Source organism: Bradyrhizobium sp. PMVTL-01, from assembly GCF_051861855.1.
Taxonomy (GTDB): Bacteria; Pseudomonadota; Alphaproteobacteria; order Rhizobiales; family Xanthobacteraceae; genus Bradyrhizobium.
The window spans coordinates 914,616-940,882 of the sequence record NZ_CP193982.1; the positions used below are offsets into that span (position 1 = coordinate 914,616).

The 26,267-nt window shown below is 64.6% G+C and carries 24 protein-coding genes; 11 read left to right on the top strand and 13 right to left on the bottom strand.

Annotated elements, in window-relative coordinates:
- The first annotated feature begins 137 nt into the window (after positions 1–137).
- Positions 138–1,280, top strand: coding sequence for a pimeloyl-CoA dehydrogenase small subunit (gene pimD / locus ACRQ5Q_RS04275; protein WP_439396177.1), 1,143 nt, complete (start codon positions 138–140; stop codon positions 1,278–1,280).
- A 336-nt stretch (positions 1,281–1,616) separates the two neighbouring features.
- On the opposite strand, the gene ACRQ5Q_RS04280 is transcribed toward pimD, so the two are convergent.
- From ACRQ5Q_RS04280 to ACRQ5Q_RS04315, 8 genes are all read right to left on the bottom strand, one after another.
- Positions 1,617–2,708, bottom strand: a complete 1,092-nt coding sequence (locus ACRQ5Q_RS04280; RefSeq protein WP_439396179.1) for a TRAP transporter substrate-binding protein — start codon at positions 2,706–2,708, stop codon at positions 1,617–1,619.
- 448 nt (positions 2,709–3,156) lie between these two features.
- Positions 3,157–4,245, bottom strand: coding sequence for a TRAP transporter substrate-binding protein (locus ACRQ5Q_RS04285; protein WP_439396181.1), 1,089 nt, complete (start codon positions 4,243–4,245; stop codon positions 3,157–3,159).
- Positions 4,246–4,769: 524 nt separating this feature from the next.
- Positions 4,770–6,083 carry an NAD(P)H-dependent oxidoreductase gene (locus ACRQ5Q_RS04290; protein WP_439396183.1) on the bottom strand — a complete coding sequence of 438 codons (1,314 nt, stop codon included), beginning with the start codon at positions 6,081–6,083 and terminating at the stop codon, positions 4,770–4,772.
- 94 nt (positions 6,084–6,177) lie between these two features.
- Positions 6,178–6,978 carry a phytanoyl-CoA dioxygenase family protein gene (locus ACRQ5Q_RS04295; protein WP_439373002.1) on the bottom strand — a complete coding sequence of 267 codons (801 nt, stop codon included), beginning with the start codon at positions 6,976–6,978 and terminating at the stop codon, positions 6,178–6,180.
- A 144-nt stretch (positions 6,979–7,122) separates the two neighbouring features.
- The gene (locus ACRQ5Q_RS04300; protein WP_439396185.1) at positions 7,123–7,800 is read right to left on the bottom strand and encodes a GntR family transcriptional regulator; all 678 of its coding nucleotides are present in this window, start codon (positions 7,798–7,800) and stop codon (positions 7,123–7,125) included.
- A 187-nt stretch (positions 7,801–7,987) separates the two neighbouring features.
- Positions 7,988–9,244 (bottom strand): M20/M25/M40 family metallo-hydrolase, encoded by a 1,257-nt coding sequence (locus ACRQ5Q_RS04305; protein ID WP_439396187.1) that lies wholly within the window; start codon positions 9,242–9,244, stop codon positions 7,988–7,990.
- A 131-nt stretch (positions 9,245–9,375) separates the two neighbouring features.
- Complete coding sequence (locus ACRQ5Q_RS04310) at positions 9,376–10,188, bottom strand: alpha/beta fold hydrolase (RefSeq protein ID WP_439396188.1); 813 nt, start codon at positions 10,186–10,188, stop codon at positions 9,376–9,378.
- 2 nt (positions 10,189–10,190) lie between these two features.
- Positions 10,191–11,009, bottom strand: a complete 819-nt coding sequence (locus tag ACRQ5Q_RS04315) for an alpha/beta fold hydrolase (protein WP_439396190.1) — start codon at positions 11,007–11,009, stop codon at positions 10,191–10,193.
- 140 nt (positions 11,010–11,149) lie between these two features.
- On the opposite strand from ACRQ5Q_RS04315, the gene ACRQ5Q_RS04320 reads away from it, so the two are divergent.
- A complete protein-coding gene (locus tag ACRQ5Q_RS04320; protein WP_439373007.1) occupies positions 11,150–11,692 on the top strand; it encodes a methylated-DNA--[protein]-cysteine S-methyltransferase in 543 nt (180 codons plus the stop codon).
- A gap of 40 nt (positions 11,693–11,732) precedes the next feature.
- On the opposite strand, the gene ACRQ5Q_RS04325 is transcribed toward ACRQ5Q_RS04320, so the two are convergent.
- Complete coding sequence (locus ACRQ5Q_RS04325; protein WP_439373008.1) at positions 11,733–13,277, bottom strand: acyl-CoA synthetase; 1,545 nt, start codon at positions 13,275–13,277, stop codon at positions 11,733–11,735.
- Positions 13,278–13,467: 190 nt separating this feature from the next.
- Positions 13,468–14,640 (bottom strand): acetyl-CoA C-acetyltransferase, encoded by a 1,173-nt coding sequence (locus ACRQ5Q_RS04330; protein ID WP_439373009.1) that lies wholly within the window; start codon positions 14,638–14,640, stop codon positions 13,468–13,470.
- A gap of 157 nt (positions 14,641–14,797) precedes the next feature.
- Between ACRQ5Q_RS04330 and ACRQ5Q_RS04335 the strand changes: the two genes are divergently transcribed.
- The 8 genes from ACRQ5Q_RS04335 to ACRQ5Q_RS04370 all read left to right on the top strand — a co-directional run bounded on the left by ACRQ5Q_RS04335 (position 14,798) and on the right by ACRQ5Q_RS04370 (position 23,803).
- On the top strand, positions 14,798–15,457 hold the full coding sequence (locus ACRQ5Q_RS04335) for a TetR family transcriptional regulator (RefSeq protein WP_439396192.1): 660 nt from the start codon (positions 14,798–14,800) through the stop codon (positions 15,455–15,457).
- Positions 15,458–15,513: 56 nt separating this feature from the next.
- Positions 15,514–16,272, top strand: coding sequence for an SDR family NAD(P)-dependent oxidoreductase (locus ACRQ5Q_RS04340; protein WP_439373011.1), 759 nt, complete (start codon positions 15,514–15,516; stop codon positions 16,270–16,272).
- A gap of 175 nt (positions 16,273–16,447) precedes the next feature.
- On the top strand, positions 16,448–17,254 hold the full coding sequence (locus ACRQ5Q_RS04345; RefSeq protein WP_439373012.1) for an enoyl-CoA hydratase/isomerase family protein: 807 nt from the start codon (positions 16,448–16,450) through the stop codon (positions 17,252–17,254).
- A gap of 43 nt (positions 17,255–17,297) precedes the next feature.
- On the top strand, positions 17,298–19,169 hold the full coding sequence (locus ACRQ5Q_RS04350) for an AMP-binding protein (RefSeq protein ID WP_439373013.1): 1,872 nt from the start codon (positions 17,298–17,300) through the stop codon (positions 19,167–19,169).
- A gap of 153 nt (positions 19,170–19,322) precedes the next feature.
- Positions 19,323–20,450 carry an acyl-CoA dehydrogenase family protein gene (locus tag ACRQ5Q_RS04355; protein ID WP_439396194.1) on the top strand — a complete coding sequence of 376 codons (1,128 nt, stop codon included), beginning with the start codon at positions 19,323–19,325 and terminating at the stop codon, positions 20,448–20,450.
- A 15-nt stretch (positions 20,451–20,465) separates the two neighbouring features.
- Positions 20,466–21,710 (top strand): acyl-CoA dehydrogenase, encoded by a 1,245-nt coding sequence (locus ACRQ5Q_RS04360; protein ID WP_439373015.1) that lies wholly within the window; start codon positions 20,466–20,468, stop codon positions 21,708–21,710.
- 9 nt (positions 21,711–21,719) lie between these two features.
- Positions 21,720–22,964: an acyl-CoA dehydrogenase gene (locus ACRQ5Q_RS04365; RefSeq protein ID WP_439396196.1), complete on the top strand. Its 1,245-nt coding sequence runs from the start codon at positions 21,720–21,722 to the stop codon at positions 22,962–22,964.
- 140 nt (positions 22,965–23,104) lie between these two features.
- The gene (locus ACRQ5Q_RS04370; protein WP_439373017.1) at positions 23,105–23,803 is read left to right on the top strand and encodes a nitroreductase; all 699 of its coding nucleotides are present in this window, start codon (positions 23,105–23,107) and stop codon (positions 23,801–23,803) included.
- A 67-nt stretch (positions 23,804–23,870) separates the two neighbouring features.
- Here the strand turns inward: ACRQ5Q_RS04370 and ACRQ5Q_RS04375 are convergent, their stop codons facing one another.
- Both ACRQ5Q_RS04375 and ACRQ5Q_RS04380 read right to left on the bottom strand, forming a co-directional pair.
- A complete protein-coding gene (locus ACRQ5Q_RS04375) occupies positions 23,871–24,419 on the bottom strand; it encodes a sigma-70 family RNA polymerase sigma factor (RefSeq protein WP_018646832.1) in 549 nt (182 codons plus the stop codon).
- Positions 24,419–24,652, bottom strand: coding sequence for a NepR family anti-sigma factor (locus ACRQ5Q_RS04380; protein ID WP_439373018.1), 234 nt, complete (start codon positions 24,650–24,652; stop codon positions 24,419–24,421). Before ACRQ5Q_RS04380 ends, ACRQ5Q_RS04375 begins: the two co-directional genes overlap by 1 nt.
- Before the next feature lie 219 nt (positions 24,653–24,871).
- Between ACRQ5Q_RS04380 and ACRQ5Q_RS04385 the strand changes: the two genes are divergently transcribed.
- Positions 24,872–25,678 (top strand): response regulator, encoded by an 807-nt coding sequence (locus tag ACRQ5Q_RS04385; protein ID WP_439373019.1) that lies wholly within the window; start codon positions 24,872–24,874, stop codon positions 25,676–25,678.
- Between the two features lie 87 nt (positions 25,679–25,765).
- Here the strand turns inward: ACRQ5Q_RS04385 and ACRQ5Q_RS04390 are convergent, their stop codons facing one another.
- Positions 25,766–26,254 carry an energy transducer TonB gene (locus ACRQ5Q_RS04390; RefSeq protein ID WP_439396198.1) on the bottom strand — a complete coding sequence of 163 codons (489 nt, stop codon included), beginning with the start codon at positions 26,252–26,254 and terminating at the stop codon, positions 25,766–25,768.
- Between the last annotated feature and the right edge of the window lie 13 nt (positions 26,255–26,267).

Genomic DNA, 26,267 nt, shown 5'->3' on the forward strand with positions numbered 1-26,267 from the left:
GCCTCTCGAACAGAGATCGTGGAGAGAGCGGTACCCCCTCACCGGATTTGCTTCGCAAATCGACCTCTCCCCGCAAGCGGGGAGAGGTGAAGAGGAGCCAGCGCAACGCACACACTTGCTAGTTTGAGGAAACAGAAATGGATTTTGATCTGTCCGAGGAGCAGCGGCTTCTCAAGGAAAGCATCGACGGCCTGCTGACCGATTCCTACGATTTCGAGCAGCGCAAGAAATACATGAAGGAGAAGGGCGGCTGGAGCAAAGCGGTCTGGCTCAAGCTCGCCGAGCAGGGGCTCTTGGGCCTGCCCTTCAGCGAGGCCGATGGCGGTTTCGGCGGCGGCGGTGTCGAGACCATGATCGTGATGGAAGCGCTCGGCAAGGCGCTGGTGCTGGAGCCGTATCTGGCCACGGTCGTGATCGGCGGCGGCTTCCTGCGCCATGCCGGCACCGACGCGCAGAAGGCCGCGCATGTGCCTGGCATCATCGACGGCAGCAAGACGCTGGCCTTCGCCCAGCTCGAGAAGAACTCGCGCTATGATCTCTTCGATGTCACCACGACCGCGAAGAAGAAGGGCGACGGCTGGGTCATCGACGGCGAGAAGTTCGTCGTGCTCAACGGCGAGAACGCCGACACGCTTGTGGTCACAGCGCGCACCAAGGGCGAGCGCCGCGACAAGACCGGCATCGGCGTGTTCCTGGTCCCCGCGAATGCCAAGGGCGTCACCAAGAAGTCCTATCCGACCCAGGACGGCCTGCATGCCGCCGACATCACCCTTACCGGCGTCGAGGTCGGCGCGGATGCCGTGATCGGTAATCCCGACGACTCGCTCGCGCTGATCGAGCGCGTGGTGGACGAAGCCCGCGTCGCGCTCTGCGCCGAAGCGGTCGGCCTGATGGATGAATCGCTGAAGACCACCGTCGAGTACATCAAGACGCGAAAACAGTTCGGCGTTGCGATCGGGTCCTTCCAGTCGCTCCAGCACCGCGCCTCCGACATGTTCGTCGCGACCGAGCAGGCGCGCTCGATGTCGATGTTCGCGACCATGGCGAGCGATTTCGAGGACGCCAAGGAGCGCTCCAACGCCATCGCCGCGGCCAAGGTGCAGATCGGCAAGTCGCTGAAATTCGTGGGCCAGCAGTCGATCCAGCTCCACGGCGGCATCGGCATGACCATGGAGGCGAAGATCGGCCACTACTTCAAGCGCCTGACCATGATCGAGAACACCTTCGGCGACACCGACTATCACCAGCGCCGCGTCGCCGATGCGGGCGGGTTGGTCTAAGGTACGGCGGGTTGGAGGCGAAACGGTCGACGGTACCGCTCTCTCCGTTCCCTCCCCCTTGTGGGGGAGGGGCAGGGAGGGGGTGCCACTCGGGGATTCGATCCGTCGCGCTCCCGTTTTCAGTCCATCGTCAACACCGGCACCTTTTTCTGGGCTACCCCCCTCCCTAGCCCTCCCCTGCAAGGGGGGAGGGAACGCAACTTTGTTGGGACGACGTATCTCACACCATCAGGATCAGTCACCATGTTGCGTGGAAGGACCGAAACACCAAACCAAAAGCCCCGGAGACATCTCCGGGGCTTTCGTCGCTTCTGACCTTGTTCGCGGTCCAGGACCTCACGTCCGCGTGCGCATGCGCATCATGAAGCTGTCGTAGCTGAGCTCGGCGACCTGCATCCAGGCCAGCGATTCGTTCCGGAATGCCGACAGGCTCGTATACATCTTCTTGAAGTGCGGGTTGGTCTTGGTGAGATCGGCGTAGATCTCGTTGGCGGCGCTGTAGCACGCTTCGAGCACCTCCTGCGGGAACGGCTTGAGGATCGCGCCGGCCACCAGCAGGCGCTTGAGCGCCGGCGGGTTGACGTAGTCGTACTTGCCGGTGACCCAGGTGAAGGTGTCGCGCGAGGCCATCTCGATCGCGGACTGGTAGTGCTTGGGCAGCGCGTTCCATCTGTCGAGATTGATGATGTTGTGTCCTTGGCCGGTACCTTCCCACCAGCCCGGATAGTAATAGAACTTCGCGACCTTCACGAAGCCGAGCTTCTCGTCGTCATAGGGGCCGACCCATTCGGCCGCGTCGATCGTGCCCTTCTCCAGCGCCGGATAGATGTCGCCGCCCGCGATCTGCTGCGGCACGCCGCCGACCTTGGCGATGATCGTACCGGCGAAGCCGCCGACGCGGAATTTCAGTCCCTTGAAATCCTCCATCGACTTGATCTCCTTCCGGAACCAGCCGCCCATCTGGGCCCCCGTCGAGCCGGTCGGAATGCCGAGCGCGTTGTATTCCTTCAGAAGGTCGTTGAGCATCTCCTGTCCGCCGCCGAACAGCAGCCAGGAAATATGCGCCCGCGTGTTCAGGCCGAACGGCAGCGACGTGCCGAAGGTGAAGGCGGGGTTCTTGCCCCAGTAGTAGTACAGCGCGGTGTTGCCCATCTCGACGGTGCCGTTCGAGACGGCATCCAGCACCTGCAGGCCGGGGACGATCTCGCCGGATGCGAATGGCTGGATCTGGAACTTGTTGTCGGTGACCTCGGCGACGCGCTTGCAGAAATATTCGCAGCCGCCATAGAGCGTATCGAGCGCCTTGGGCCAGCTCGCGGCGAGCCGCCATCTCGTCTCCGGCGAAGATTGCGCGATCGCCGGCGCGGCAATCGCCGTGCTTGCCGCCAGCCCCGCGCCGGTCACTTTCAGGAATTCACGACGTTTCATGCGTACCCTCCGTTGCGCCGATGTCCTCGACTAAGGCAACGATCTTGCTGTCGTCTTGGCCTCGCCGGGTACCGACGTGGTGTTGTGCCGATTGTTTTTGGCGTTTCCGAAGACCCTTCAGGGCTCTTTGTGGATCCCGCACGTCGCGGTTTCGATGCGAGGATGACCGTTCGCCTGGCCATAATCAAGCGCCGTTGGGATGCTCGCAGTTGCGAAGGCGCGCTCTTCCCCTCTCCCCTTGTGGAGAGAGGGTGGCTCGCCGCATTAGCGGCGAGCCGGGTGAGGGGTATCTATCCGCGAGTCCAACTCGCATCTGAGTTCGCGAAGAGATACCCCTCATCACACCTTCTCCCGCAAGGGGAGAAGGGAAGAAGCCAATCAACAAAAGCCCCGGAGACATCGCCATCTCCGGGGCTTCTCATTCTTTAGTCGTGTGCCGCTCAGCGCCTCACGTCTTCGTCCGCATCCGCATCATGAAGCTGTCGAAGCTCAGCTCGGCGACCTGGAACCAGGGCAGGGCCTCGCCGCGATAGGCGGTCAGGCTCGCATACATCTTGCCGAAATGCGGGTTGGACTTGGAAAGTTCGGCATAGGTCTCGGTGGCGGCCGCGTAGCAGGCTTCGAGAACTTCCTGCGGGAAGGCCTTCAGGACCGCGCCCGCCACCAGGAGCCGCTTCAGCGCCGGCGCGTTCAACGCGTCGTACTTGCCGGTGATCCAGGTGAACGTGTCGCGCGAGGCGGCATCGATCGCCGCCTGATAGTGCTTCGGCAGCGCATTCCACTTGTCGAGGTTGATGATGTTGTGGCCCTGGCTCGTGCCTTCCCACCAGCCCGGATAATAGTAGTACTTCGCAACCTTGACGAAGCCGAGCTTCTCGTCGTCGTAAGGGCCGACCCATTCGGCCGCGTCGATCGTGCCCTTTTCCAGCGCCGGATAGATGTCGCCGCCGGCGATCTGCTGCGGCACCGCGCCGAGCTTGGCCATGATCGTGCCGGCAAATCCGCCGATGCGGAATTTCAGGCCCTTGATGTCGTCGAGCGACTTGATCTCCCTCCGGAACCAGCCGCCCATCTGCGCGCCGGTGGAGCCGGTCGGAATGCCGTAGCAATTGTGCTCCTTCAGCAGGTCGTTCACGAGCTCCTGCCCGCCACCCCACAGCAGCCACGAGATCTGCTGGCGCGTGTTGAGCCCGAACGGCAGCGCGGTAGCGAAGGTGAAGGCGGGATTCTTGCCCCAGTAGTAGTAGAGCGCGGTGTTGCCCATCTCGACGGTGCCGTTCGAGACCGCATCCAGTACCTGCAGGCCCGGGACGATTTCGCCCGCCGCGAACGGCTGGATCTGGAATTTGTTGTCGGTGATCTCGGCGACTTTCTTGCAGAAATATTCGCAGCCGCCATAGAGCGTGTCGAGCGACTTCGGCCAGCTCGTGGCGTAACGCCACCTGACCTCGGGCGTCGATTGCGCGATAGCCGGCGCAGCAACGGCGCTCGCGGCCAGGCCCAATCCACCTGCCGTCAGGAATTTACGACGTTCCATGCACTTCCCTCCGTTATTGCCGATGCTTCGACGTCAGGGAACGATCTTTGATGTCGTCTTGTCGCGGTCGAGATCGACGTTGTTGTTGAGACTTGTGAGGCGTTTCCGAATGGCCCTGACGGGCTCTTGTTATTGGAATTCCGATCATTGCGGTTCCCTCATCAAGGATGACCGGTCACCTCCAGATAATCAAGCCTCATGCCTTCCTCGCACTTGCGAATGCGGGACAGACGAAAGTCGGAGATTGGCGAACTGCTGCATGATTGGGCAACAGCGTGGCGACGATGCGCTTGCGAGGGGAAGTGAAGGCGTTCGTCGAAGCGACAGACTCACTGGCGGCAATGGAGGTGCGTTCCCTCCCCCCTTGTGGGGGAGGGCTAGGAGGGGGGTAGCCCAGCAAAAGGTGCCGATTGTGATGATGCACAGATGGCGATGCGCGATGGATAGGGTCCCCGCGTGGCATCCCCCTCCCTGACAAGGGGAGGGAATGGAGAGAGCGCTGGTGTCCGCCAAATAACCCAACGCTATCCCTGCTTCGCGAACGCCGCCTCCATCGCCTTTCTTGTCCTGATCGTCTCGTTGTTCGCATCGAACTCGACATCGCTCCAGCGGACGATCTCGCCATGGGCGACATCGTGCTTCAGCTTCAGGCGATGCGCGAGGCCGATCGGCAGGGCGCTCGCCTTCAGGCTCGCGGCGGACGGCACCAGCTTGCCCCATACCGTGTAGCCGCCTTCGCCGTCCAGCATCTCCCCGGCGCGCAAGTGGCGCTTGGCGATCGCCGCGACGTCGCCGCGGAAGCCGTAGGGCTGACCGGTGGACTCGCCGCGCAGTGCGGCCGACAGGATCGAGATGTTCAACTCGAGCCCGATCAGGTGATAGGGCTTGTACATCGCGGCGAAGCGTCCGCTGGCATCGGTCTTCAGGCCGTATTGTCTGAAGCAGTCGGCGGCGTAGTCGTTCGGCGCCTCCAGCACGACATAGACGCCCCAGCGCAGGTCGCGAAACACCGGCCGCCCGTCGCGCTCCAGCGAGGAGACCACCTCCACCACGCCGGACTGCTCCAGCACGCCGCCGCGCGAGCGCGGCCGCATGATGTGCGGCAAATCGTCCACGCCGCAGGGCGGAAACAACAATCCTTCCGCAGGCACGTCGAGGCCGCAGGCGTTGGCGATCGCGGCCATCTCGATCGCCGATTTGGTGCCGTCGAGGAAGGAATTGAACATCTGCGGGTTCATGCCGGCCGACTGCGCTTCCCCTGCGGTCAGGCCGTAATGCTGCCAGACGCCGTCGGGCGTCACGTCGTGATAGGCCGGCAGGTACTTTGTGCCCTTGCCGGCGGCGACGACGCGAAAACCGGTGGCGCGGGCCCAGTCGACCATCTCAGCGGTCAGCGCCGGCTGGTCGCCATAGGCGAGCGAATAGACCACGCCCGCTTTGCGCGCTTCCTCGGCGAGCAGCGGGCCCGCCAGCACGTCGGCCTCGACATTGACCATCACGACATGCTTGCCCGCCGCGATCGCGGCACGCGCGTGACGGATGCCGACGGCGGGATTGCCGGTTGCTTCGACCACCACGTCCATCGCCCCGCCGGCGATCGCGCGCGCGCCGTCATCGGTGAATACGGTCCGGGCGATGCGATCAGCGTCCCAGCCGACGGTGCGGCACGCCTCGCGCGCGCGCTCGCGGTCGATGTCGACGATGATGGGCACTTCGAGTCCCGGCGTGTGCGGCACCTGTGCGAGGAACATCGAGCCGAATTTGCCGGCGCCGATCAGCGCGACGCGAACGGGCTTGCCGGCGCATGCGCGGGCCTGGAGGAGGCGGAAGAGGTTCATGGCGGATGTCCAAGACTCAGTGTTGCTGGTGCGGCTTGCGCTCGGCCAACCTCTCCCCGGAGGGGAGAGGTGAAGCACGCCCGCGACTGCGACGTTACTCCGCCGCCTGCCTCGGCGCACGAGCGAGCCGCACCAACGCGTCATCATCCACGGTCTTGATCGGCGTAAAGTCGCGATGCGCGATGTACTCCGGCCGTGTCGGGGTTCGGATGTAGTTCGAGACCGCGTTCAGTGTCAGGTACACGATCTTGCGCGGGTAGGGCGTGATGTTGCCGCTCGAGCCATGCACGAGATTGCCGTGGAACATCAGCATGCCGCCGGGCTTGCCGGTGGGCGCCACGATGCCGCCCTGCTTGACGAGGCGCGTCACCGTGTCCTCGTCCAGCGTCCACAGCGGATAGGAGGTGGTGGCGAGGTCATGCGATGCTTCGAGATCGCCGGCGTTCTGGCTGCGCGGCACCAGCATGAGGGGACCGTTGATCGGCATCACCTCGTCGAGGAAGATCGCGATGTTCATCGCGCGCGGCTCCGGCATGCCATCGTCGCGTTTCCAGGTGCCGTAATCCTGGTGCCATTGCCACACGTCGCCGGTGAAGGCCGATTTCGCGTTGATCTTGAACTGGTGCATGTAGACGGGCTCGCCGAACACCTGCTCGACCGGCTCGATCATGCGCGGATGCGCGCCGAGAATGCGGAAGGCCTCGTTGTAGAGATGCGCGGCAAAGGCCGTGCGCGGCGCGCCGCTCTTCTCGCGCCAGACTTCCGGCCGGTTGGCGTCGTAGATGCCGACCGCCTCGCGCGCGAGCAAATTGACCTCCTCCTGGCTGAACAGCTCGGGCAGGAACAGCCAGCCCTCGCGGTGGAAGAACTCCAATTGCTCCTGGGACAGTTTCATGGGTCGTCCTCCTTGTGCCGTTTTTGTCGCCATTCCGGGGCGCGACGAAGTCGCGAGGCCGGAATCCATTTCTCCGCAATCTGCGCCGCCCGATGGATTCCGGGCTCGATGCTGCGCATCGCCCCGGAATGACGGTGGCTGTGGCTACGCCGCCGCCTCTTCGCCGGCCCTCAATCTCTCCTCGGTCAACCGTCCCGCCGTCTGCGCGTGCGCCAGCGCCGCGCGTTCGGCGGCCTTCGCATCGCCGCTCAGAATGCATCCGGCAATATCGGCATGCTCCGCCCAGGCGCTGCCGCGATAGTCGAGCTCCGACAGCACGGTCGCCATCGAACGGCGCATATGCGGCCATTGCGGCGCAATGGTTGCCTCGATCACGGGATTGCCGGCGAGCTGATAGATCGCGCGGTGGAAATCGACGTCGAGCGCGATGAGCTCGCCGAGCGACGTGTTGCGGTCGATACCGCGCCCGGCGGCGAGCGCCGCCTCGAGCCGCGCGCGTCCCGCCGCGTCGCTCGCTGCGCGCGCGGCGGCGAGCCGTGCGGCCAGCCCATCGATGGCGCCGCGCACCTCGTAGAGCTGGCGAATGCGTGAGGGATCGAGCTGGGTGACTTCAAAGCCGCGCTTGCCGCTCTCGGCGACGAGGCCTTGCCGGTGCAACAGATGCAGCGCATGCGACACCGGCTGGCGCGACACGCCGAGCTTGTCGGCGAGCTCGTTCTGCCGGATGCGCTGGCCGGGCTCGAGCGAGCGATCGGAGATCGCTTCCAGGATCCGTTCATAGACCTGGTCGATCAGGTTCGGGAGCGGGTCGAGAGGGATCACGCCGGCAGCTCCGAGGAGGGAATACGGAATTCCGTATTCAAACTACGCTGGGAGGGGCAGGACGTCAAGCGCGGCCCAGGGCCGCGCCAGCGCTCTTTTGAGGTGCTACCCAAGCTATTGATATTGCTTGGGTCGCCTACTGTGCATGGGGTTGTTTTCGAGCAACGGACCGGGCGCAGCTCGGCGCCTACTTCTTCTTCCCCTGCTCGATCAGCATCCGGCTCATCAGGTAGAGCCGTGGCACGATCGAGTTGGTGTCGATGAACTCGTCGCGGGCGTGATAGCCGAAGCCGGCGAGGCCAAAGCTCTCGACCACCACCGCCTTGCCACTGCGATTGGCATAGCCGGCATCGGTGGCGCCGCCGGTCATCTCGGCGATGTCGAGCTTGCGATCGATCTCGGCATAGATCGCCTGTCCCATCTCCGCCAGCGCGCGGCCGCGGTCGCTGGCTACGAAGGGCGGACGGCCGGCCACGATCTTCATGGTCGTCTCGGTGTCCGGCACGAGGCGATTCTTGATCTTCTCGTCCAGCGCCGCCTGCAGCCTGGCGATGCCGTCGGGAATGGTGAGGCGGATGTCGGCGCCAGCCTCCGCGTCATCCGGAATCTGATTGCGCACCGTGCCGGCCTTCGCCGTCGTCCAGTTGAGCTGGGTGCCGGGAATCGACTTGGCGACGTCCTGCGTCTGCAGCAGTTGATGCGAGAGCTCGATCAGCGCGTTGCGGCCGCGATCGGGTGCAGCGCCGGCATGCGCCGCGCGGCCCTTCACGTTCAGGATACCTGTCGCCGTGCCGCTGGCACCCAATAGCAGCGAGTCGTTCTTCGCCGGCGGCGAGGCCGCCGTCGGCTCGCAGGAGAGCACGACGTCGTGCTGGTCGGCGAGCTCCGCGATGATCTCGCCCGATCCGATCGAGCCGACCTCCTCGTCCGGATTGAACGAGACGGTGAGCGTGGCGTAGTCGTTCCAGCCGGCGTCCTTGAGGATCTTCAGCGCGTGCAGCACCACGGCGATGCCGCCCTTGTCGTCGGCGATGCCGGGGCCGAAGATCTTCGTGCCATCGACGCGATAGGGCTCGCTCGCGAGAATGCCGCGCTGATAGACCGTGTCCATGTGCGCGATCAGCATCAGCTTCCGCGTGCCCCTGCCCTTGAAGGTCGCGATCACCATGTCGGCGCCGGCGCCCGCCGTGGTCTTGCGCCGCTCGGTGGCGGCGCCGAGCGCCTTCAGGCGCGCTTCGGTGAAGTCGGCCATCTTCTTCAGACCCTCGAGGTCGCTGCTGCCGCTCTCGATCATCACCATGTCGCGTAAGGTCTCGATCAGCGGCGCCTTCTCCTGCTCGGCCGCGGCCTTCAGCTTCTCGTCAGCGGCCGCGAACGCGGACGTCGCGCTGGCGGCGAGGCCGAGCAGCGACAAAGCGAGCAGGGGAGTGAGGCGGAAGGTCATGAGTTGCGTCCTTTTGCATCTTGCGCGCGGGCACCGCGCGATGGTGCGAAAAGCCTAGCACCCGCAACGGCGCGATGCCACGCCAGCCTAGCGCTCCAGCACCCAAGAAGAGGAGAAGGAAAGGAAGAGAGCTACTGCGTCAGAAATCTGTTCACGACCTCGCCGAACTCCAGCGGCGCCTGCTCGAACATCCAGTGGCCGGCATTCTCGATCACGGCCGTCTTGCTGCCCACGATGTGCTCGGCCAGCACGCGCCATAGCACCGACAGGCTGCCGGTGGTGGCGCCGCCGCCGATCAGCAGTGTCGGCGTTTTGATCGCCTGCGCATCGCCGAGCGTGTAAGGCTTCCGCTGCTCGTTGATCTGGCCCAACAACGTGAGCGCGTTGTCGCGCAGTTGCTGCTTCGCCGCCGCCGGCACGCGCCGCCAGGAGCCATCGCCCTCGATGCCCTCGTAGAAATTCTGCAACGCGCCCTCGAGGTCGCCGGCGCGGATCATCTCGACCGAGCGCGCGGTGCGCGCGGCGAGCGGCGGATGCGCGGGCGTGCCTTCGGGCAGCGGCAGGCTGGCATCGAGGTCGCCGCCGGGCTCGGCCAGCACCAGCTTGCGCAGCAGATCCGGCCGCGCCTGCGCGACGCGAAAGGCGATGTGGCCGCCGCGCGAATGGCCCATCAGGTCGACCGGGCCGCGTTTCACCTGCTCGATGAAGGCGATCGTGTCCGAGACGTGCTGCGCCATCTTGTAGTCGTCGCCCACCGCGTCGCAGTGCTCGGGAAAGAAATGCCGCAGGCTCACCGAGATCACCCGATGATTCTTCGACAGCGGGCCGAGCACCGAATACCAGGTGCGGAAGTCCCCTAGCGTGCCATGCACGCAGACCAGCGGAGGGCCTTCTCCGGCTTCGAGATAGGCCATTTCATATCCGTTGACGCGAAAGCTCTGCATGATCAGCTCGCCAGAAACTCGAGAACCACTTCGGAGTATTTTTGCGGCGCCTGCTCGAACATCGGATGCGTCGCGTTCGGGATGATCGCCGTCGTGGAGCAGGGCACATGGGCGGCCAGCGCATGCAGCACCTTCGGCAACAGGCCCTTGGTCCGCCCTCCCAGGATGAACAGCGTCGGCATCTTGATCGCTTCCGCATCCGCCTTCGAGAACGGCGGCCGGTTGTCGCGGACCTGGCCGATCAGGGTATAGGCGTTGTCGCGCAGATTCTGCTTCACCATCGCCGGCAGCCGCGGCCAGGTGCCGGCGCCTTCCAGCGTGTCGACGAAGACGGCGAGGCCGCCGTCGACATCGCCCGCCGCGATCTTCTCGGCCGAGGCGGTAAAGCGCGCCAGCAGCGGCGAGGGACCGCCGGCATAGTCGGGATCGAGGCTCGCATCGAGCTCGCCGCCGGGCTCGGCCAGGATCAGCCGGCGCAGCAGATCGGGGCGCCGCTGCGCGACGCGAAGGCAGATGTGCCCGCCGCGGGAATGCCCCATCAAATCGACCGGGCCGAGGTCGAGCTTCTCGACGAAGGCGATGACGTCGTCGACATGCTGGGCGATGGAATAAGTGTCGCCCACACCGTCCCAGCGTTCGGGAAAGAAGTGCCTCAGGCTCACAGCGATCACGCGATGCCGCTGCGTCAGCGGCCCCAGCACGCAGCCCCAGATGCGGAAGTCGGAGAGCGAGCCGTGCACACAGACCAGCGGCGCGCGACCTTTGTCCTCGCCCACGTCGAGATAGGGCATATCGTATCCATTGACGTGGAGGCTCTGCATTCTGGGCTCGCGGGAAGGGAGGAGGAACTCCTGTGCAAGATTCCCGGAAACCGGGTGGATCGCAACTATTTCCAAGCCTAGATTTGGGCGGAGATCACATTGGGGGCATGCGACAAGGACGCAAGCTCAGGAACCATCCCATGACCGACCAGCACTTTGCCCTGTTCGACACCCGGATCGGCCTCTGCGCCATCGCCTGGGGCCCTCGCGGCATCAACGGCACGCAATTGCCGATGGGTGGCGAAGACAAGATCCGCACCCGCATCAGCCAGCGCCATGCCGAGGCGACTGAAGCCGAGCCGACGCCTGAGGTACAGCAGGCGATCGACCGCATGACAAGACTGCTCGCAGGTGAGCGCGACGATCTCACCGACATCGCGCTCGACCTCGATGGCGTGCCCGAGTTCAACCGCGGCGTCTACGAGATCGCCCGCGCCATTCCGCCCGGCAAGACCATCACCTATGGCGACATCGCCAGGCAGCTCGGCGGCGTCCAGCTGTCGCGCGACGTCGGCCAGGCGCTCGGCCGCAACCCGTGCCCGATCGTCGTGCCCTGCCATCGCGTGCTCGCGGCCGGCAACAAGCCCGGCGGTTTCTCGGCGAATGGCGGCGTGGTGACGAAGCTGAAGATGCTCGAGATCGAAGGCGCGCTGGTGAACCACACGCCGAGCTTGTTTGATTGAGGGTTCGCTTACCCTCCAGGGGACGGTAAGAAGGAGTTCGCTACATCTTCGCTGCGGTCTTCGGCCAATACCTGTCCCGCAGATGCCGCTTCACCAGCTTGCCTGTCGGCGTGCGCGGCAGCTCGGCTTCGAAGTCGATCGAGCGCGGGCATTTGATTGCCGAAAGCCGCGTCTTGCAATAGGCGATCAGCTCAGCCTCGAGTTCCTTGCCGGCGCGCGTCATGTCGTGCGGCTGCACCACCGCCTTCACCTCCTCGCCCATCTCCTCGTTCGGTACGCCGAACACCGCGACGTCGGCGACTTCGGGGTGGGTGATGAGCACGTCCTCGGTCTCCTGCGGGTAGATGTTCACCCCGCCCGAGATGATCATGTAGGACTTGCGATCGGTGAGGAAGAGGAAGCCGTCCTTGTCGAGATAGCCGACGTCGCCGAGCGTCGACCAGCCCCTGGCGTTGTAGGCCTTCTTCGTCTTCTCGGGATCGTTGTGATAGGTGAAGGCGGGCGCGTCGGCGAAATAGACGGTACCGATCTCGCCAACCGGCTGCTCCTCGTCGTTCTCGTCCAAAATCTTGATCTTGCCGACCACGGCGCGGCCGACGCTGCCGCGATGCTCCAGCCATTCCCTGGAGTTGCAGACCGTGACGCCGTTGCCTTCCGAGCCGGCGTAGTACTCGATCAGGATCGGGCCCCACCATTCGATCATCTTTGCTTTCACCTCGACGGGGCAGGGCGCGGCGGCGTGGATCGCGCCCTTGAGCGTGGAGACGTCGTACTTGGTGCGAATCTCGTCCGGCAGCTTCAGCATGCGCACAAACATGGTCGGCACCAGCTGTGACTGTGTCACCTCATACTTCTCGACGAGCTCCAGGAATTCCTCGGCGTCGAAATGCTCCATGATGATGGAGGTGCCACCGAGCACGATCGCCATCATGTTGAAGCGCAGGGGAGCGGCATGATAGAGCGGCGCCGGTGACAGATACGTGCTCTCCTCATTCATGCCGCACATGTCGGCGCAGAGCACGCGCAGGAACGCGTTCGGCACGTCGATCCTGTTCCCCTCGAACGCCTTCTTGATGCCCTTGGGCCGGCCGGTAGTGCCGGACGAATACAGCATGTCGTAGCCGGCGACCTCGTCCGCGATCGGCGTGGTCGGCTGCGCGGCGGCTTCCTTGTCGTAGGAGCGGAAGCCGGGCAGCGGCTCGTCCATCATGTAGAAGATCGGTTCGCTCGGCGTGCCCTTGATCAGGGCCTTGATCTGGTCTGCGCATTTCGGCGTGGTGATGACGACCTTGGCCCCGCAATCGCCGATGATGTAGCCGATCTCGTCCTGCTTCAGGTAACGGCTGATAGCGGTGTAATAGAGCCCGCTACGCTGTGCCGCCCAGCAGAGCTCCATGAAGGCGAGACGGTTCTCCATCAACAGCGCGATGTGATCGCCGGCCTTGAGGCCAAGCGAGCGGAACAGATGCGCGCCCTGGTTCGAGAGCTCGTCGAGTTCGCGATAGGTGATCGCCTTGCCTGTGCCCGCCATCCGGTAGGCGATCTTGTCGGGCGTGGTCTTCGCGTAGACAGACGGATGAGTCATGAACGTTGGTCTCGCAACAAGTAAGGTGTCATCCCGGCGAAGGCCGGGATCCATAACCACAGGCCTTGATTGTTGAGACGGGATGGAGCTCCAGCGCGGCAGAACCACGGAGTCCCGTGGTTAGAGGTCCCGGAGCGGCGCGCGCTTGAGGCGCGCTGGTCCGGGACGACACCATCTGTGTGGCAGAAACCTACAGCCGCTCCACGATCGTCACATTCGCCATGCCGCCGCCTTCGCACATGGTCTGCAGGCCGTAGCGCTTGCCGCGCTGGTGCAGGGCGTGGACCAGCGTGGTCATCAGCTTGGTGCCGGAGCCACCGAGCGGATGGCCGAGCGCGATGGCGCCGCCGTTGACGTTGAGACGCTCCGGATCGGCGCCCGTGGTCTTGAGCCACGCGGTCGGCACGGAGGCGAAGGCCTCGTTGACCTCGAACAGGTCGATGTCGCCGACCTTCATGCCGGCCTTCTCCAGCGCACGCTTGGTGGCGTGCAGGGGAGCATCGAGCATGATCACGGGATCGCCGCCCATCATGGTCATGTGATGGATGCGGGCGAGCGGCTTGACGCCGAGCTGCTTCAGGCCCTTCTCGTTCACCACCATGACGCCTGAGGCGCCGTCGCAGATCTGGCTGGCGCTGGCCGCCGTCAGCTTGCCGTTCTCGGCGATCAGCTTGACGCCCTTGATCCCTTCGATCGTGGCGTCGAAGCGGATGCCTTCGTCGATGTGGTGGGTGTCCTTGCTGCCGTCGGCGCGAGTGATCTCGAGCGGCACGATCTCCTTCTTGAAGTGACCGGCTTGCGTCGCCGCAATCGCGCGCTGATGGCTGCCGAAGGAGTATTCGTCGAGCTGGTCCTTGGAGAGGCCATACCGCTCCGCCATCATCTCCGCGCCGGTGAACTGGCTGAACACGATGTTGGGATATTTTGCCTCGATGCCGGGGCTCTTGTAGGTGCCAAAGCCGTTCTTGGCCGGAAGCTGCGAGGACAGGCCCATCGGCACGCGCGTCATCGATTCCACGCCGGCGGCGATCACGATGTCCATCGTGCCGGACATCACGGCCTGCGCCGCGAAGTGCAGCGCCTGCTGCGAGGAGCCGCACTGGCGGTCGATCGAGGTGCCCGGCACGCTCTCCGGCAGTTTCGAGGCCATCACCGCGTTGCGCGCGACGTTGTTGGACTGCTCACCGACCTGCATCACGCAGCCCATGATGACGTCCTCGACCAAGGCGGGATCAACATTGGTACGGTCGACCAGCTCGTCCAGCACCTTTGCGGCGAGATCGGCTGGATGCCAGCCGGCGAGGCGGCCCCCCTTGCGCCCGCCGGCGGTGCGCGCGGCGGCGACGATGTAAGCCTCGGCCATGTCGGTTTTCTCCCTGGATTTGTTCTGGTGGTTTGATTGTCGGGGGCGGATTAAACGGGTACGAGATCATTTAGTCAATCGATCAATTAACTCTTGTGATGAGGCGCTGCTTGCGGTTATCTGCGACCCGCTTCACGCGGCCAAAACAGGGATCTCCGTGGCTACCAGCGTACCGAACAGGCTCCCCGGCGGAAAAAATTCCACGGCAGAGAAATTGCTCCTGGCCGCCAGCGAGCTGATGATCGAACGCTCCTCGATCGAGATCTCGCTCTCCGACATTGCGCAGAAGTCCGGCGCCAATGCCGCGCTGGTCAAATATCACTTCGGCAACAAGGACGGCCTGCTGCTGGCGCTGCTGGCGCGGGATGCTGCGACCGAGATGTCCAATCTCGAATATCTCTTGGCGCAGCCGATCACCTCGACGGCGAAGCTGAAGCTGCATATCGGCGGCATCATCCGCGCCTATCACCGGTTCCCCTACATGAACCGGCTGATCCATTATCTTCTGCACGAAACCAGCGCCGACTCCGCGGACGAAGTCTCAAAATTCTTCGTCGCGCCTCTCCTGGATTTCCATCGCCGCTTGCTTGCAGAAGGCATCAGCCGTGGCGAATTCCGTGCCACCGATCCGGTGCTGTTCTACACCAGCCTGATCGGCGCCTGCGATCATCTGTTCTTCGGCCGGCACGCGATGTCCCGCGCGACCGGCGTCGGCCCGGTCACCGACGAAGTCTGCCGGCGATACATCAAGCACATGGAAACGCTGATCTGCGGCGGCATCCTCACGCAAGCCGCGGAAGCTGCCGCTGCCGGATAGTCCGGCCAACACTTCACAAGTCTAGAGAAGAAACGTCCCAAGGAAAGGTACAAGCGATGCAGTTGAAAGACGTAGCCGTTCTCATCACCGGCGGTGGTTCGGGCCTTGGCGCCGCGACCGCCCGCGCGATGGCCGCCAAGGGCGCCAGGATCGGCGTGATCGACCAGAGCAGGGAAAACGCCGAGAAGGTCGCAGCCGAAGTGAACGGGGTCGCGTTGCATGCCGACGTCACCAGCGAGGAGCAGATCAAGGCGGCGATCGCGAAAGCAGAGGCCGCGCACGGCGTCGCGCGTGTGCTGATGAACTGCGCCGGCATCGGCGGCTCGCAGCGCATCGTCGGCCGCGACGGCGTCTACCCGCTCGAAAAATTCGCGCGCATCATCAACGTCAACCTGATCGGCACTTTCAACTGCCTGCGGCTGTTCGCCGAACGCCTCGTCACCATCGAGCCGGTTGGCGAGGAGCGCGGCGTCATCATCAACACGGCGTCGGTTGCCGCTTACGAGGGCCAGATCGGCCAGATCGCCTATTCGGCGTCGAAGGGCGGCGTCGTCGGCCTGACCCTGCCGGCCGCGCGCGACCTCGCCAGCCAGAAGATCCGTGTCAACACCATCGCGCCCGGCCTGTTCTTCACGCCGCTGCTGATGGGGCTCAACGAGGAGGCCCGCAAGAGCCTCGGCGCCCAGGTGCCGCATCCTTCGCGTCTCGGCGATGCCGCCGAATACGGCATGCTCGCGGTGCACATCGTCGAGAACCCGATGCTGAACGGCGAGACCATCCGTCTCGACGGCGCGATCCGCATGGCGCCGCGGTAGGTACTTTCTTTCTTCTCCCCTTGTGGGAGAAGGTGGCGCGAAGCGCCGGATGAGGGGGTTTGCATCCGCGGAGACAGACCCCTCACCCAAGCGAGTATGCGGCTAGCGATTTACATGCCCTCTCCCACGAGGGGAAAGGGCGCAGCGCCGCGACCCGCGGCAAGTGCGAGGCCCCATGTCCCAACCGCTGCTGATCGAGCATCATGACGCTGTCGACCGGGTGACGCTGAACCGGCCCGAACACCTCAACGCGCTTGATCCGGCGCTGATCGACGCGCTCAACAGCTATTTTGAAACTCTCCAGCGCAACCGCGACACGCGCGTGGTGGTGCTGAAGGGCGCCGGCAAAAGCTTCTGCGCGGGCCTGGATCTGAAGGCGGCGATGGCGCGCCGCGCCGGGCAGCAGGAGCCGCCCGGCGTCACGGAGTCCTTGGACTCGCAGCGGCGCATCGCCGACATCGTGATGCTGATGCGGCGTTGCCCACAGCCGATCCTGGCGCTGGTGCAGGGCGCGGCGGCCGGCGGCGGTTTTGCGCTGGCGCTCGCGTCCGACATCCGCATCGCCGCGAGGTCGGCGCGGATGAACTGCGCCTTCATCAAGCTTGGGCTCGGCGGCTGCGACATCGGCACCAGCTATTTTCTGCCGCGTCTCGTCGGCGTCTCCGTGGCGTCCGAATTGATCCTCACCGGACGCTTCATCGGCGCCGAGCGCGCGCTCGCGGTCGGGCTGGTCTCGGAAGTTGTCGACGAGGACAGGCTCGATGATGCGGCCGAGCCTTATGTCGATGCGATGGTGACCGCCTCGCCGGTCGGGCTGCGTCTGTCCAAGGAATGTCTCAACATGAGCGTCGATGCTGGTTCGCTGGAAGCTGCGATCGCGATGGAGGACCGCAATCAGGTTCTGTGCAGTCGCTCCGAGGAATTTTCGGAAGGCATCAGGGCCTTCCTTGAGAAGCGAAAGCCTGTCTATATCAGGCGCTGAACGACGAAGATCCGCAAAGGACAATAATTCCGGGAGACGCAAAATGAGTGGGAGCGCGGCGGCGGTGATGAGGAAGCCCGCCTTTCGCAAGGTCGAGTGGCTCAAGCGCGACATCGACGTCGAGCGCCGCGCCGACGGCACGGTGGTGCTCAAGTCGCGCATTCCGCTGCAAGCTTACGAGACGCACATCCCGGCCTCGCTGGCGAAATGGGCGAAGGAACACCCCGAGCGCATCTGGCTCGCCCAGCGCGGTGGCCCGAACCGCGAATGGCGAAAAGTCTCCTATGGCGAAGCCAAGCGCACCGTGGACGCGCTCACGCAAGGCCTGCTCAACCTCAAGCTCGAAGGGCGCCCGGTCGCGATCCTCTCCGGCAACTCGATCGAGCACGCGCTGATGACGCAGGCGGCGATGCAGGCGCGTTCGCCCGCAGCTCCTGTGTCGCCAGCCTACTCGCTGATGAGCCACGATCACGTCAAGCTGAAGTACCTGTTCGACCTGATCAAGCCGGCCGTGGTGATGGTGCAGGACGGGCCGACCTTCGAGAAGGCGCTGAAAGCGCTCGACCTCACCGGTGCCACCGTCGTGCACGTCTTGCGGCGCTGCGAGGGCATCAAGAGCGTCAGCTTTGCCGAGCTCGCGGCAACGCCCGTCACCGCCGATGTCGAGACGTCGATCGCAAAAATCACGCCGCAGACCGTCGGCAAGCTGCTGTTCACGTCAGGCTCGACCGGCATGCCCAAGGCCGTCATCAACACACAGGAGATGATGTGCGCGAATGCGGCGATGATGATGCAGGTGCGGCCGCGCACGCCTGACGGTCCGATCTCAACCATGCTGGACTGGATGCCGTGGAACCACACCATGGGCGGCAACGCGGCTTTCCATCCCGTCCTGGTCGACGGCGGCACGCTCTATATCGACGACGGCCGCCCGATGCCGGGCCAGTTCGAGGAGACGCTGCGAAACCTGCGCGAGATCTCGCCGACCTATTACGCCAACGTTCCCGCCGGCTATGCCGCGCTTGCGGCCGCGATGGAGAAGGACGACGCGCTCTGCCGCTCGTTCTTCAAGAACCTGTCGATCATGGCCTATGGCGGTGCGCGCCTGCCGGACGATCTCTACGAGCGCATGCAGGCGCTGGCGGTGAAGACAACCGGCGAGCGCATCGTGTTCTACACCGGCTGGGGCTCGACCGAGACCGCGCCGACATCGACCGGCACCTATTGGGACACCGAGCGCGTCGGCCTGATCGGCCTGCCGTTCCCCGGCGTCGAACTGAAGATGGTGCCGTGCGGCTCGAAATACGAGCTGCGCCTGCGCGGCGTCAACGTCACGCCCGGCTATTTCGGTCAGCCGGAGCTGACCAGGAAGATGTTCGACGAGGAAGGCTTTTATTGCATCGGAGATGCCGGCGTCTTCGTCGATGATGCCGATCCGGTAAAGGGCATCATCTTCGCCGGCCGTGTGGTCGAGGACTTCAAGCTCACCACCGGCACCTTCGTCCATGTCGGCTCGCTCCGCACCGACGCGATCGCGGCGGCGACACCCGTCGTGCATGATGCGCTGGTCGCGGGCCAGGATCGTGCCTTCATCGGCCTGCTTGCCTGGCCGAACCTGCACGCCTGCCGCCAGCTCGTCGGCAATCCCGATTTGAGCTTTGCGGATGCGGTGAAGCACCCGGACGTGCTCGCCTGCTTCAGGCGGGGGCTGGAGGCCCACAACAAAGAGTGCGAGGGCGCCAGCAGCCGCGTCATCGCACGCGCGATGCTGATGGTCGATCCGCCGTCGATCGACGGCAACGAGCTCACCGACAAGGGCTACATCAACCAGCGCGCCGGTCTCGAGCGCCGCGCGGCGCTGGTGGAGCGGCTCTATGCCGACAAGCCGGATGAAGATGTGATCGTGCTGCGATGAATGCACAAATCTGTCACCTCGTCATTCCCAGGGCGCAACGCGAACCCGGAATCCCTCGGGCCGCATTGACGCGGTGGAATAAATTGCGGGCTCGCGACTTCGTCGCGCCCCGGAATGACGGTTTCAACGATACTGAATAAGAGGTAGCCCGCCATGAACTTCGATTTCTCCGACGACCAGAAGCAGCTCCGCGACCAGGCGCGCAAATTCCTCGCGGAAAAATGCTCGCCCAAGGCGGTGCGCGTCGTACTCGACGGCAAGGCGCCCTACGACAAGGAGCTGTGGAAGGGCCTCGCCGAGATGGGCTTTCTCGGCGTCGCGATCCCGGAAGAGTTCGGCGGCGCCGGCGCCGGTCATCTCGAGCTCTGTGTGATCGCCGAGGAGATGGGCCGGGCCAATGCGCCGGTGCCGTTTTCCTCGACCGTCTATCTTGCCGCCGAAGCGCTGCTGATCGCGGGCAGCGACGCGCAGAAGAAGAAATGGCTGCCGACGATCGCCGCGGGCGAGGCGATCGGCACGTTGGCGCTGTTCGAGGGCACGGGCAATCCGTCGCCGAAGAACGTCAAGCTGACGGCTGCGAGTGGTGTGCTCAACGGCGTGAAGAAGCCGGTCGCCGATGGCGGCATCGCCGATTTCGCGGTGGTCGCCGCACGCACGGGATCGAGCGGGCGCGAGAACGACATCTCGCTGTTCCTGGTCGATCTCAAGGCCGGCGGCGTCGAGGTCAAAAACCTCACCAATCTCGATCCGACCCGCGGGCAGGCTGAGCTCACCTTCAAAGACTGCAAGGCCGAGCCGCTCGGCGCTGCCGGTGAAGGCTGGAGCATCCTGACCCAGGTGCTCGACCGCGCTGCGGTGTTGTGTGCATTCGAGCAGGTCGGCGGCTCCGACCGCGCGCTGGAGATGGGCCGCGATTACGCGCTCGACCGCATCGCCTTCGGCCGTCAGATCGGCTCGTTCCAGGCGGTCAAGCACATGCTGGCCGACATGTATGTGTCGGCGACGCTGGCACGCTCCAACAGCTACTACGGTGCCTGGGCGCTCTCGACCAATGCGGCTGAATTGCCGGAAGCGGCAGCCGCCGCCCGCATCAGCGCGACGCAGGCGTTCCAGCACTGCGCCAAGAACAACATCCAGGTTCACGGCGGCATGGGTTTCACCTGGGAGTTCGACTGCCACATGTATTACCGCCGCGCCAACGCCATGGCGCTCGGGCTCGGCAGCCTGTCCTATTGGGAGGACCAGCTGATCGACCGGATGCGCAAGAAGAACGCGGCGTAAGGGAGGGGAAACGTCATGAACTTCGACGACACCCCGCAGGAAGCCGAATTCCGCGCCACCGCGCGCGCCTGGATCAGCGCCAATGCGCCCAGGCAATACGAGGAACAGCTGCGCAAATCCTCGCTCGGCCGCACCGTGCTCAGGGACGCCAACGTTCTGGACGTCGCGAAGGCCTGGCAGAAGAAGAAGGCTGACGCCGGCTGGGCCTGCCTGCACTGGCCGAAGGAGTATGGCGGCCGCGGCGCCTCGCCGATCGAGCGCGTGATCTGGCAGCAGGAAGAGGGGCCGTTCGGCCAGCTGTCACGCATGTTCATCATCGGTCACGGGATGTGCGGGCCGACCATGATGGCGTTCGCACGCGAGGAGCATAAGCGCACCTATCTGCCGCCGCTCGCCTCCGGCGAAAAGATCTGGTGCCAGCTGTTCTCCGAACCCGCCGGCGGCTCGGATGTCGCGGGCTTGCGCACGCGCGCCGAGAAGGACGGCGACGACTGGATCATCAACGGCCAGAAGATCTGGACCTCGGGCGCGCATTATTCCGACTACGGCATCTTGCTCACCCGCACCGATCCGACCGTGCCCAAGCACAAGGGCCTCACCATGTTCTTCCTGGACATGAAGAGCCCCGGCGTCGAGGTGCGGCCGATCAAGCAGGCGAGCGGTGCGTGCGACTTCAACGAGGTCTATTTCACGAACGTCCGCATTCCCGACCATCAGCGCCTCGGCGAGGTCGGCGACGGCTGGAACGTCTCGCTGACCACGCTGATGAACGAGCGCAGCGCGATCGGCGCGGCTGTCTCGACCGGCTTCCCGGAGCTGTTCGAATATTGCTCCAGCCTGATGCTTGACGACGGCCCGGCGATCGAGAATCGCGCGGTGCGCTCGAAGCTCGCGAACTGGGCGGTGAAGGCGAGCGGGCTGAACTACACCAGCATGCGCGCGATCTCCGCGTTGTCGAGAGGCGAGCGCCCGGGGCCGGAGAATTCCATCGGCAAGCTGGTGGCGGGCTCGATGATCCAGGATGTCGCGACCTACGCGCTCGACCTGCAGGGCGCCGCCGGCGTCGTCAGCGGCGAGGATGCCGAACTTGCCGGCCGTTTCCAGGCCATGCTGCTGCGCGCGCCGGGCACCCGCGTCGAAGGCGGCACCGACGAGATCATGCGCAACATCATCGCCGAGCGGGTGCTGGGCCTGCCCGGCGATATCCGTGTCGACAAGGACGTGCCGTTCAACAAGATCCCGACCAAGGGTAGAGGGTAGAGGTCCGCCATGAATTTCGACGACACGCCGCAGGAAGCCGCATTCCGCGACACCGCGCGCAAATGGATCGAAGCCAACGCGCCGAAGGAGCTGCATGGCGAGCTGTCAAAGTCTTCGCTCGGCCGCATTCGCCTTGCCAAGCACGACATCGTCGATGTCGGCAAGGCCTGGCAGAAGAAGAAGTTCGAGGGCAACTGGGCCTGCCTGCACTGGCCGAAAGAGTATGGCGGCCGCGGCGCTACGCCAATCGAGCGCGTGATCTGGCAGCAGGAAGAAGGCGTCTACGGCAAGCTGACGCAGCCGTTCCAGATTGGCGAGGGCATGTGCGGCCCGACCGTGATGGCGTTCGGCAGCGAGGACGCAAAGCGCCGCTATTTGCCGAAGCTCGCCTCGGGCGAGGAGATCTGGTGCCAGCTGTTCTCAGAGCCGTCTGCCGGCTCCGACGTCGCAGGCCTGCGTACGCGCGCGGAGAGGAAGGGCGACGATTGGGTCGTCAACGGCCAGAAGATCTGGACCTCGGGCGCGCATTATTCCGATTATGGTCTTCTGATCGCGCGCACTGATCCGAACGTGCCCAAGCACAAGGGCCTCACCATGTTCTTCCTGGACATGAAGAGCCCCGGCGTCGAGGTGCGGCCGATCAAGCAGGCCAACGACATGCAGGAGTTCAACGAGGTCTATTTCACCGACGTCGTCATTCCGGACAGCCAGCGTCTCGGCGCCGTCGGCGAAGGCTGGAGCGTGTCGCTGACCACGCTGATGAACGAGCGCATGTCGATTGGTGCGCGGCTTGCGACCGGCGTGCCTGAGATGTTCGAGTTCTGCTCGAACCTGATGCTGGAGCATGGCCCGGCCATCGACGATCCCGCCGTGCGCTCGAAGCTTGCGAGCTGGGCGGCGAAGTCGAGCGGGCTGAAATACACCAGCTACCGCACGATCTCGGCGCTGTCGAAGGGCGAGCGGCCGGGGCCGGAGAACTCGATCGGCAAGCTGGTGTCGGGCATGATGCTGCAGGACATCGCGACCTACGCGATGGACCTGCAGGGCGCGGCGGGTGTTCTCACGGGCAACGACGAGGAGACGGTGCAGGGCCAGTTCCAGCAGATGTTGCTGTCCTCGCCCTCGATGCGCATCGCCGGCGGCACCGACGAGATCCTGCGCAACATCATCGCCGAGCGCGTGCTGGGGTTGCCGGGCGATATCCGCGTCGACAAGGATGTGCCGTATAACAAGATCCCGACGAAGGGGCGGTGATGTCACGTCTCGCGGCATCTCGTCGGGTGGGCAAAGCGAAGCGTGCCCACCATATGCAAGTGCGCCGGGGTTAGTCTGTCTGTGGGCACGACCTTGCGCGTCTTTGCCCACCCTACGAAGAGAAGGGCGCGAGCTGATCCATGGACGCTACTGTGCAACAAAACGACCGCATCGGCGTGCTCGAGGAGCTCCTCAACGAGCGCTACTCGGTCCGCGCCTTCCTGCCCAAGGAGGTCGACCGCGCCACCATCGAGCAGGTGCTGACCACCGCCCAGCGCACCGCGTCCTGGTGCAACAGCCAGCCCTGGCAGGTCATCATTGCCAGCGGCGAGGCCAAGGAGCGTTTTCGCAAGGCGATCTACGCGGAGGCCTCGAGAGGGCTCGGCGACGATTACGATTTCACCCCGCCGCGCGAATATGTCGGGGTCTATCTCGAACGCCGCCGCGAGAGCGGCTTCCAGCTCTACAACACGCTCGGCATCGCCCGCGGCGACAAGGCCGCCTACGCCAAGCAGGCCCTGGAGAACTACAATTTCTTCGGGGCGCCGCATGTTGCCATCATTCACACCGACGAGCCGCTCGGCATCTATGGCGCGATCGATTGCGGAGCCTATGTCTCCAATTTCATGCTGGCCGCGCAGGCGCTCGGGCTCGGCACGATTCCGCAGGCGGCGCTGGCGCGTCACTCCGGCCTGATTCGCCGCCACTTCAACCTGCCCGACGATCGCCGCATCGTCTGCGGCATCTCGTTCGGCTATGCCGACCACGCCCACAAGGTCAACAGCTACCGCACCTCGCGCGCGAGCGTGGCTGACACGGTGACATTCGTGGCGGAGTGAATACTTGCGCGAAGACGGCCGCGCGACCGGCCGCCTTCACACGTCTGCTGAGGGCCCGATGGCTGCGCTATCCGCCGCTGCCGCCGATCACGGCGCGCACGGTCTCGTCGGGCCCGAAGTCTTCGGCGCCGTCGACATAGAGCAGCGCGGCGAGCTTCGAGCGCGCGCGATTGACGCGGCTCTTGATCGTGCCGACCGCGCAGCCGCAGATCGAGGCCGCATCCTCATAGGAGAACCCGGAGGCGCCGACCAGGATCAAGGCCTCGCGCTGGTCCTGCGGAAGCTTCTCAAGCGCGCCGCGAAATTCCTCGAATTCGAGATGCGCATTCTGCGAGGGCTGCGTCTTCAGCGTCTTGGCATAATTGCCCTCGGCATCTTCGACCTCGCGCCGCCGCTTGCGATAGTCGGACCGAAACAGGTTGCGCAGGATCGTGAACAGCCAGGCCGGCAGATTGGACCCGGGCTGGAACGAGTCGATGTTGGCGAGCGCGCGCAACAGCGTTTCCTGAACCAGATCGTCGGCGCGGTCGGCGTTGCCGCTGAGCGAGATCGCGAACGCGCGCAGACTTGGCACGGCCGCAAGGATGTCGTTGCGCAGGGATTCCGTGAGAGGCATTAATCCCTCCCATTGTTGTTGTCGCCGGAGCCCCCATCGGTTTCGACTTGGGGTGCGCCTCCCGGCGCATCAAGTCTCTTGATCAATTCCGCGAACCGGTCCGGAACCCCTTGCCGGACGACATCGTCGTACATGGCGCGCAGTTGATGCCCGATCCGGGACTGGATCTCCGGAGTGAGGCCTCCCTTGCCGGGGGTCGTGCTTTTGCTGGCTTGAGACTTGAGATCTTTCATGACCTGTTCCACGTTTCCCCGAGTTAAGTTACTGTAAATCGATAAGTTTTCTCAACCGGGAGCCGTTCCCTGGATAGGCACAATTCCAGGTTCGTCAAAAAGTTCCCCCTCTCGCGGAACTTTTCTTGTCCTGAGGCGTAGTCAGCCCAGCAGGGGAACCCGGGCCTCCCCTCGTTGTTCCTGTTCTCTGAGGTCGGCCCGAAGATGAATGGAGTGGGGATGTCCCGTTCACAGCTTGTCGCTGAACACTTGCCGTTGCTGCGCCGGTACGCACGCGCCCTCACGGGCAGCCAGGCCTCCGGTGACGCCTATGTCGCAGCCATGTTGGAAGCCATGCTGGGAGATCCGTCGGTCCTCGACGAGAGCCATGGGCCCCGCGCGGGCCTGTTCCGGCTGTTCACCCAGATCTGGAATTCGGTGTCCGTCAACGACGATGCCGAGGTGACGACGCTGCCGATGCCGCCGGAACGGCGGTTGTCGAACATCACGCCGCTGCCGCGGCAGGCATTCCTGCTGCTGTCGCTGGAGGGATTTTCGGAAGAGGAGGTCGCCTTCATCCTCGGCACCGACGTTGCCGAGACGCGGCGTCTGGCCGATGCCGCAGGGCGCGAGATGGCGGCCGAGATCGCCACCGACGTGCTGATCATCGAGGACGAGACCTTCATCGCCATGGACCTCGAGAGCCTGGTGAAGAATCTCGGCCACAATGTCGTCGGCGTCGCGCGCACCCATGCCGACGCGGTGGCGCTCGCCAAGAACAAGCGGCCCGGCCTGATCCTTGCCGACATCCAGCTCGCCGACGGCTCGTCGGGGCTCGATGCCGTCAACGAATTGCTGCGCACCTTCGAGGTGCCCGTGGTGTTCATCACCGCCTATCCGGAGCGCTTCCTCACCGGCGAACGCCCGGAGCCGGCGTTCCTGATCTCAAAGCCGTTCCAGCCGGCGATGGTGTCGGCGGTGGCGAGCCAGGCGCTGTTCTTCCAGCGCAACTCGCGCAACCGCGCGCCGAAGATGCCGGCGGCGTAAGGAAGCTTCGATCGGACAAGAAGATGGCGCGTCGCAAGACGCGCCGTCTTTATATGTATATGTGGCGGAGAGTTGGTTTGCTCTGCCTCAGCAGCCGCGGCAGATGCTGCGACGCACGGAAGGCGCCGGAAACGGTTGGGCGCGGGCGACGATCTCCAGCGCAGCATCATCGAGCAGTCGCGAGCCGGTCCTCGCAGCCAATGCCCGCGAGACCAATTTGCCGGACCGGTCGATGACGAAGCCTACCTTGGCCTCACCGGTTTGCCCCAGTGCCCCGGCTGGAAATACCCCGCTCTTGGCGCTGTGTGCCGACAGCTTCGCCTTCCAGGCCTCGGCATTTCGCTTCGAGTATCCGTCTGCGCATGGGAAGGGAAGGCCGCGAGCAATCCGAGAAGTGCGGCGAGCAAAGGGAATTTCATCTGCATCGGTGCGGATACTAATCGCGGTCCGGTTGATGGCAAGGCTCGTTGCCCGTATCGCGTTCTCTCGTTGTGGGCAATTCGAGCGGCCGCGAAGCACCGGGCGCTTGACGCCAACCTCATTGCCCCGTTGATATTTCGGGCCGATGACATTCATCGCCGCCGGGGAG

Bases quoted from the DNA above. Each gene is read 5' to 3' on its own strand.
- pimD (WP_439396177.1), top strand. From the start codon at position 138: ATGGATTTTGATCTGTCCGAGGAGCAGCGGCTTCTCAAGGAAAGCATC.
- ACRQ5Q_RS04280 (WP_439396179.1), bottom strand. From the start codon at position 2,708: ATGAAACGTCGTGAATTCCTGAAAGTGACCGGCGCGGGGCTGGCGGCA.
- ACRQ5Q_RS04285 (WP_439396181.1), bottom strand. From the start codon at position 4,245: ATGGAACGTCGTAAATTCCTGACGGCAGGTGGATTGGGCCTGGCCGCG.
- ACRQ5Q_RS04290 (WP_439396183.1), bottom strand. From the start codon at position 6,083: ATGAACCTCTTCCGCCTCCTCCAGGCCCGCGCATGCGCCGGCAAGCCC.
- ACRQ5Q_RS04295 (WP_439373002.1), bottom strand. From the start codon at position 6,978: ATGAAACTGTCCCAGGAGCAATTGGAGTTCTTCCACCGCGAGGGCTGG.
- ACRQ5Q_RS04305 (WP_439396187.1), bottom strand. From the start codon at position 9,244: ATGACCTTCCGCCTCACTCCCCTGCTCGCTTTGTCGCTGCTCGGCCTC.
- ACRQ5Q_RS04310 (WP_439396188.1), bottom strand. From the start codon at position 10,188: ATGCAGAGCTTTCGCGTCAACGGATATGAAATGGCCTATCTCGAAGCC.
- ACRQ5Q_RS04315 (WP_439396190.1), bottom strand. From the start codon at position 11,009: ATGCAGAGCCTCCACGTCAATGGATACGATATGCCCTATCTCGACGTG.
- ACRQ5Q_RS04320 (WP_439373007.1), top strand. From the start codon at position 11,150: ATGACCGACCAGCACTTTGCCCTGTTCGACACCCGGATCGGCCTCTGC.
- ACRQ5Q_RS04325 (WP_439373008.1), bottom strand. From the start codon at position 13,277: ATGACTCATCCGTCTGTCTACGCGAAGACCACGCCCGACAAGATCGCC.
- ACRQ5Q_RS04330 (WP_439373009.1), bottom strand. From the start codon at position 14,640: ATGGCCGAGGCTTACATCGTCGCCGCCGCGCGCACCGCCGGCGGGCGC.
- ACRQ5Q_RS04340 (WP_439373011.1), top strand. From the start codon at position 15,514: ATGCAGTTGAAAGACGTAGCCGTTCTCATCACCGGCGGTGGTTCGGGC.
- ACRQ5Q_RS04345 (WP_439373012.1), top strand. From the start codon at position 16,448: ATGTCCCAACCGCTGCTGATCGAGCATCATGACGCTGTCGACCGGGTG.
- ACRQ5Q_RS04350 (WP_439373013.1), top strand. From the start codon at position 17,298: ATGAGTGGGAGCGCGGCGGCGGTGATGAGGAAGCCCGCCTTTCGCAAG.
- ACRQ5Q_RS04355 (WP_439396194.1), top strand. From the start codon at position 19,323: ATGAACTTCGATTTCTCCGACGACCAGAAGCAGCTCCGCGACCAGGCG.
- ACRQ5Q_RS04360 (WP_439373015.1), top strand. From the start codon at position 20,466: ATGAACTTCGACGACACCCCGCAGGAAGCCGAATTCCGCGCCACCGCG.
- ACRQ5Q_RS04365 (WP_439396196.1), top strand. From the start codon at position 21,720: ATGAATTTCGACGACACGCCGCAGGAAGCCGCATTCCGCGACACCGCG.
- ACRQ5Q_RS04370 (WP_439373017.1), top strand. From the start codon at position 23,105: ATGGACGCTACTGTGCAACAAAACGACCGCATCGGCGTGCTCGAGGAG.
- ACRQ5Q_RS04375 (WP_018646832.1), bottom strand. From the start codon at position 24,419: ATGCCTCTCACGGAATCCCTGCGCAACGACATCCTTGCGGCCGTGCCA.
- ACRQ5Q_RS04380 (WP_439373018.1), bottom strand. From the start codon at position 24,652: ATGAAAGATCTCAAGTCTCAAGCCAGCAAAAGCACGACCCCCGGCAAG.
- ACRQ5Q_RS04385 (WP_439373019.1), top strand. From the start codon at position 24,872: ATGTCCCGTTCACAGCTTGTCGCTGAACACTTGCCGTTGCTGCGCCGG.
- ACRQ5Q_RS04390 (WP_439396198.1), bottom strand. From the start codon at position 26,254: ATGAATGTCATCGGCCCGAAATATCAACGGGGCAATGAGGTTGGCGTC.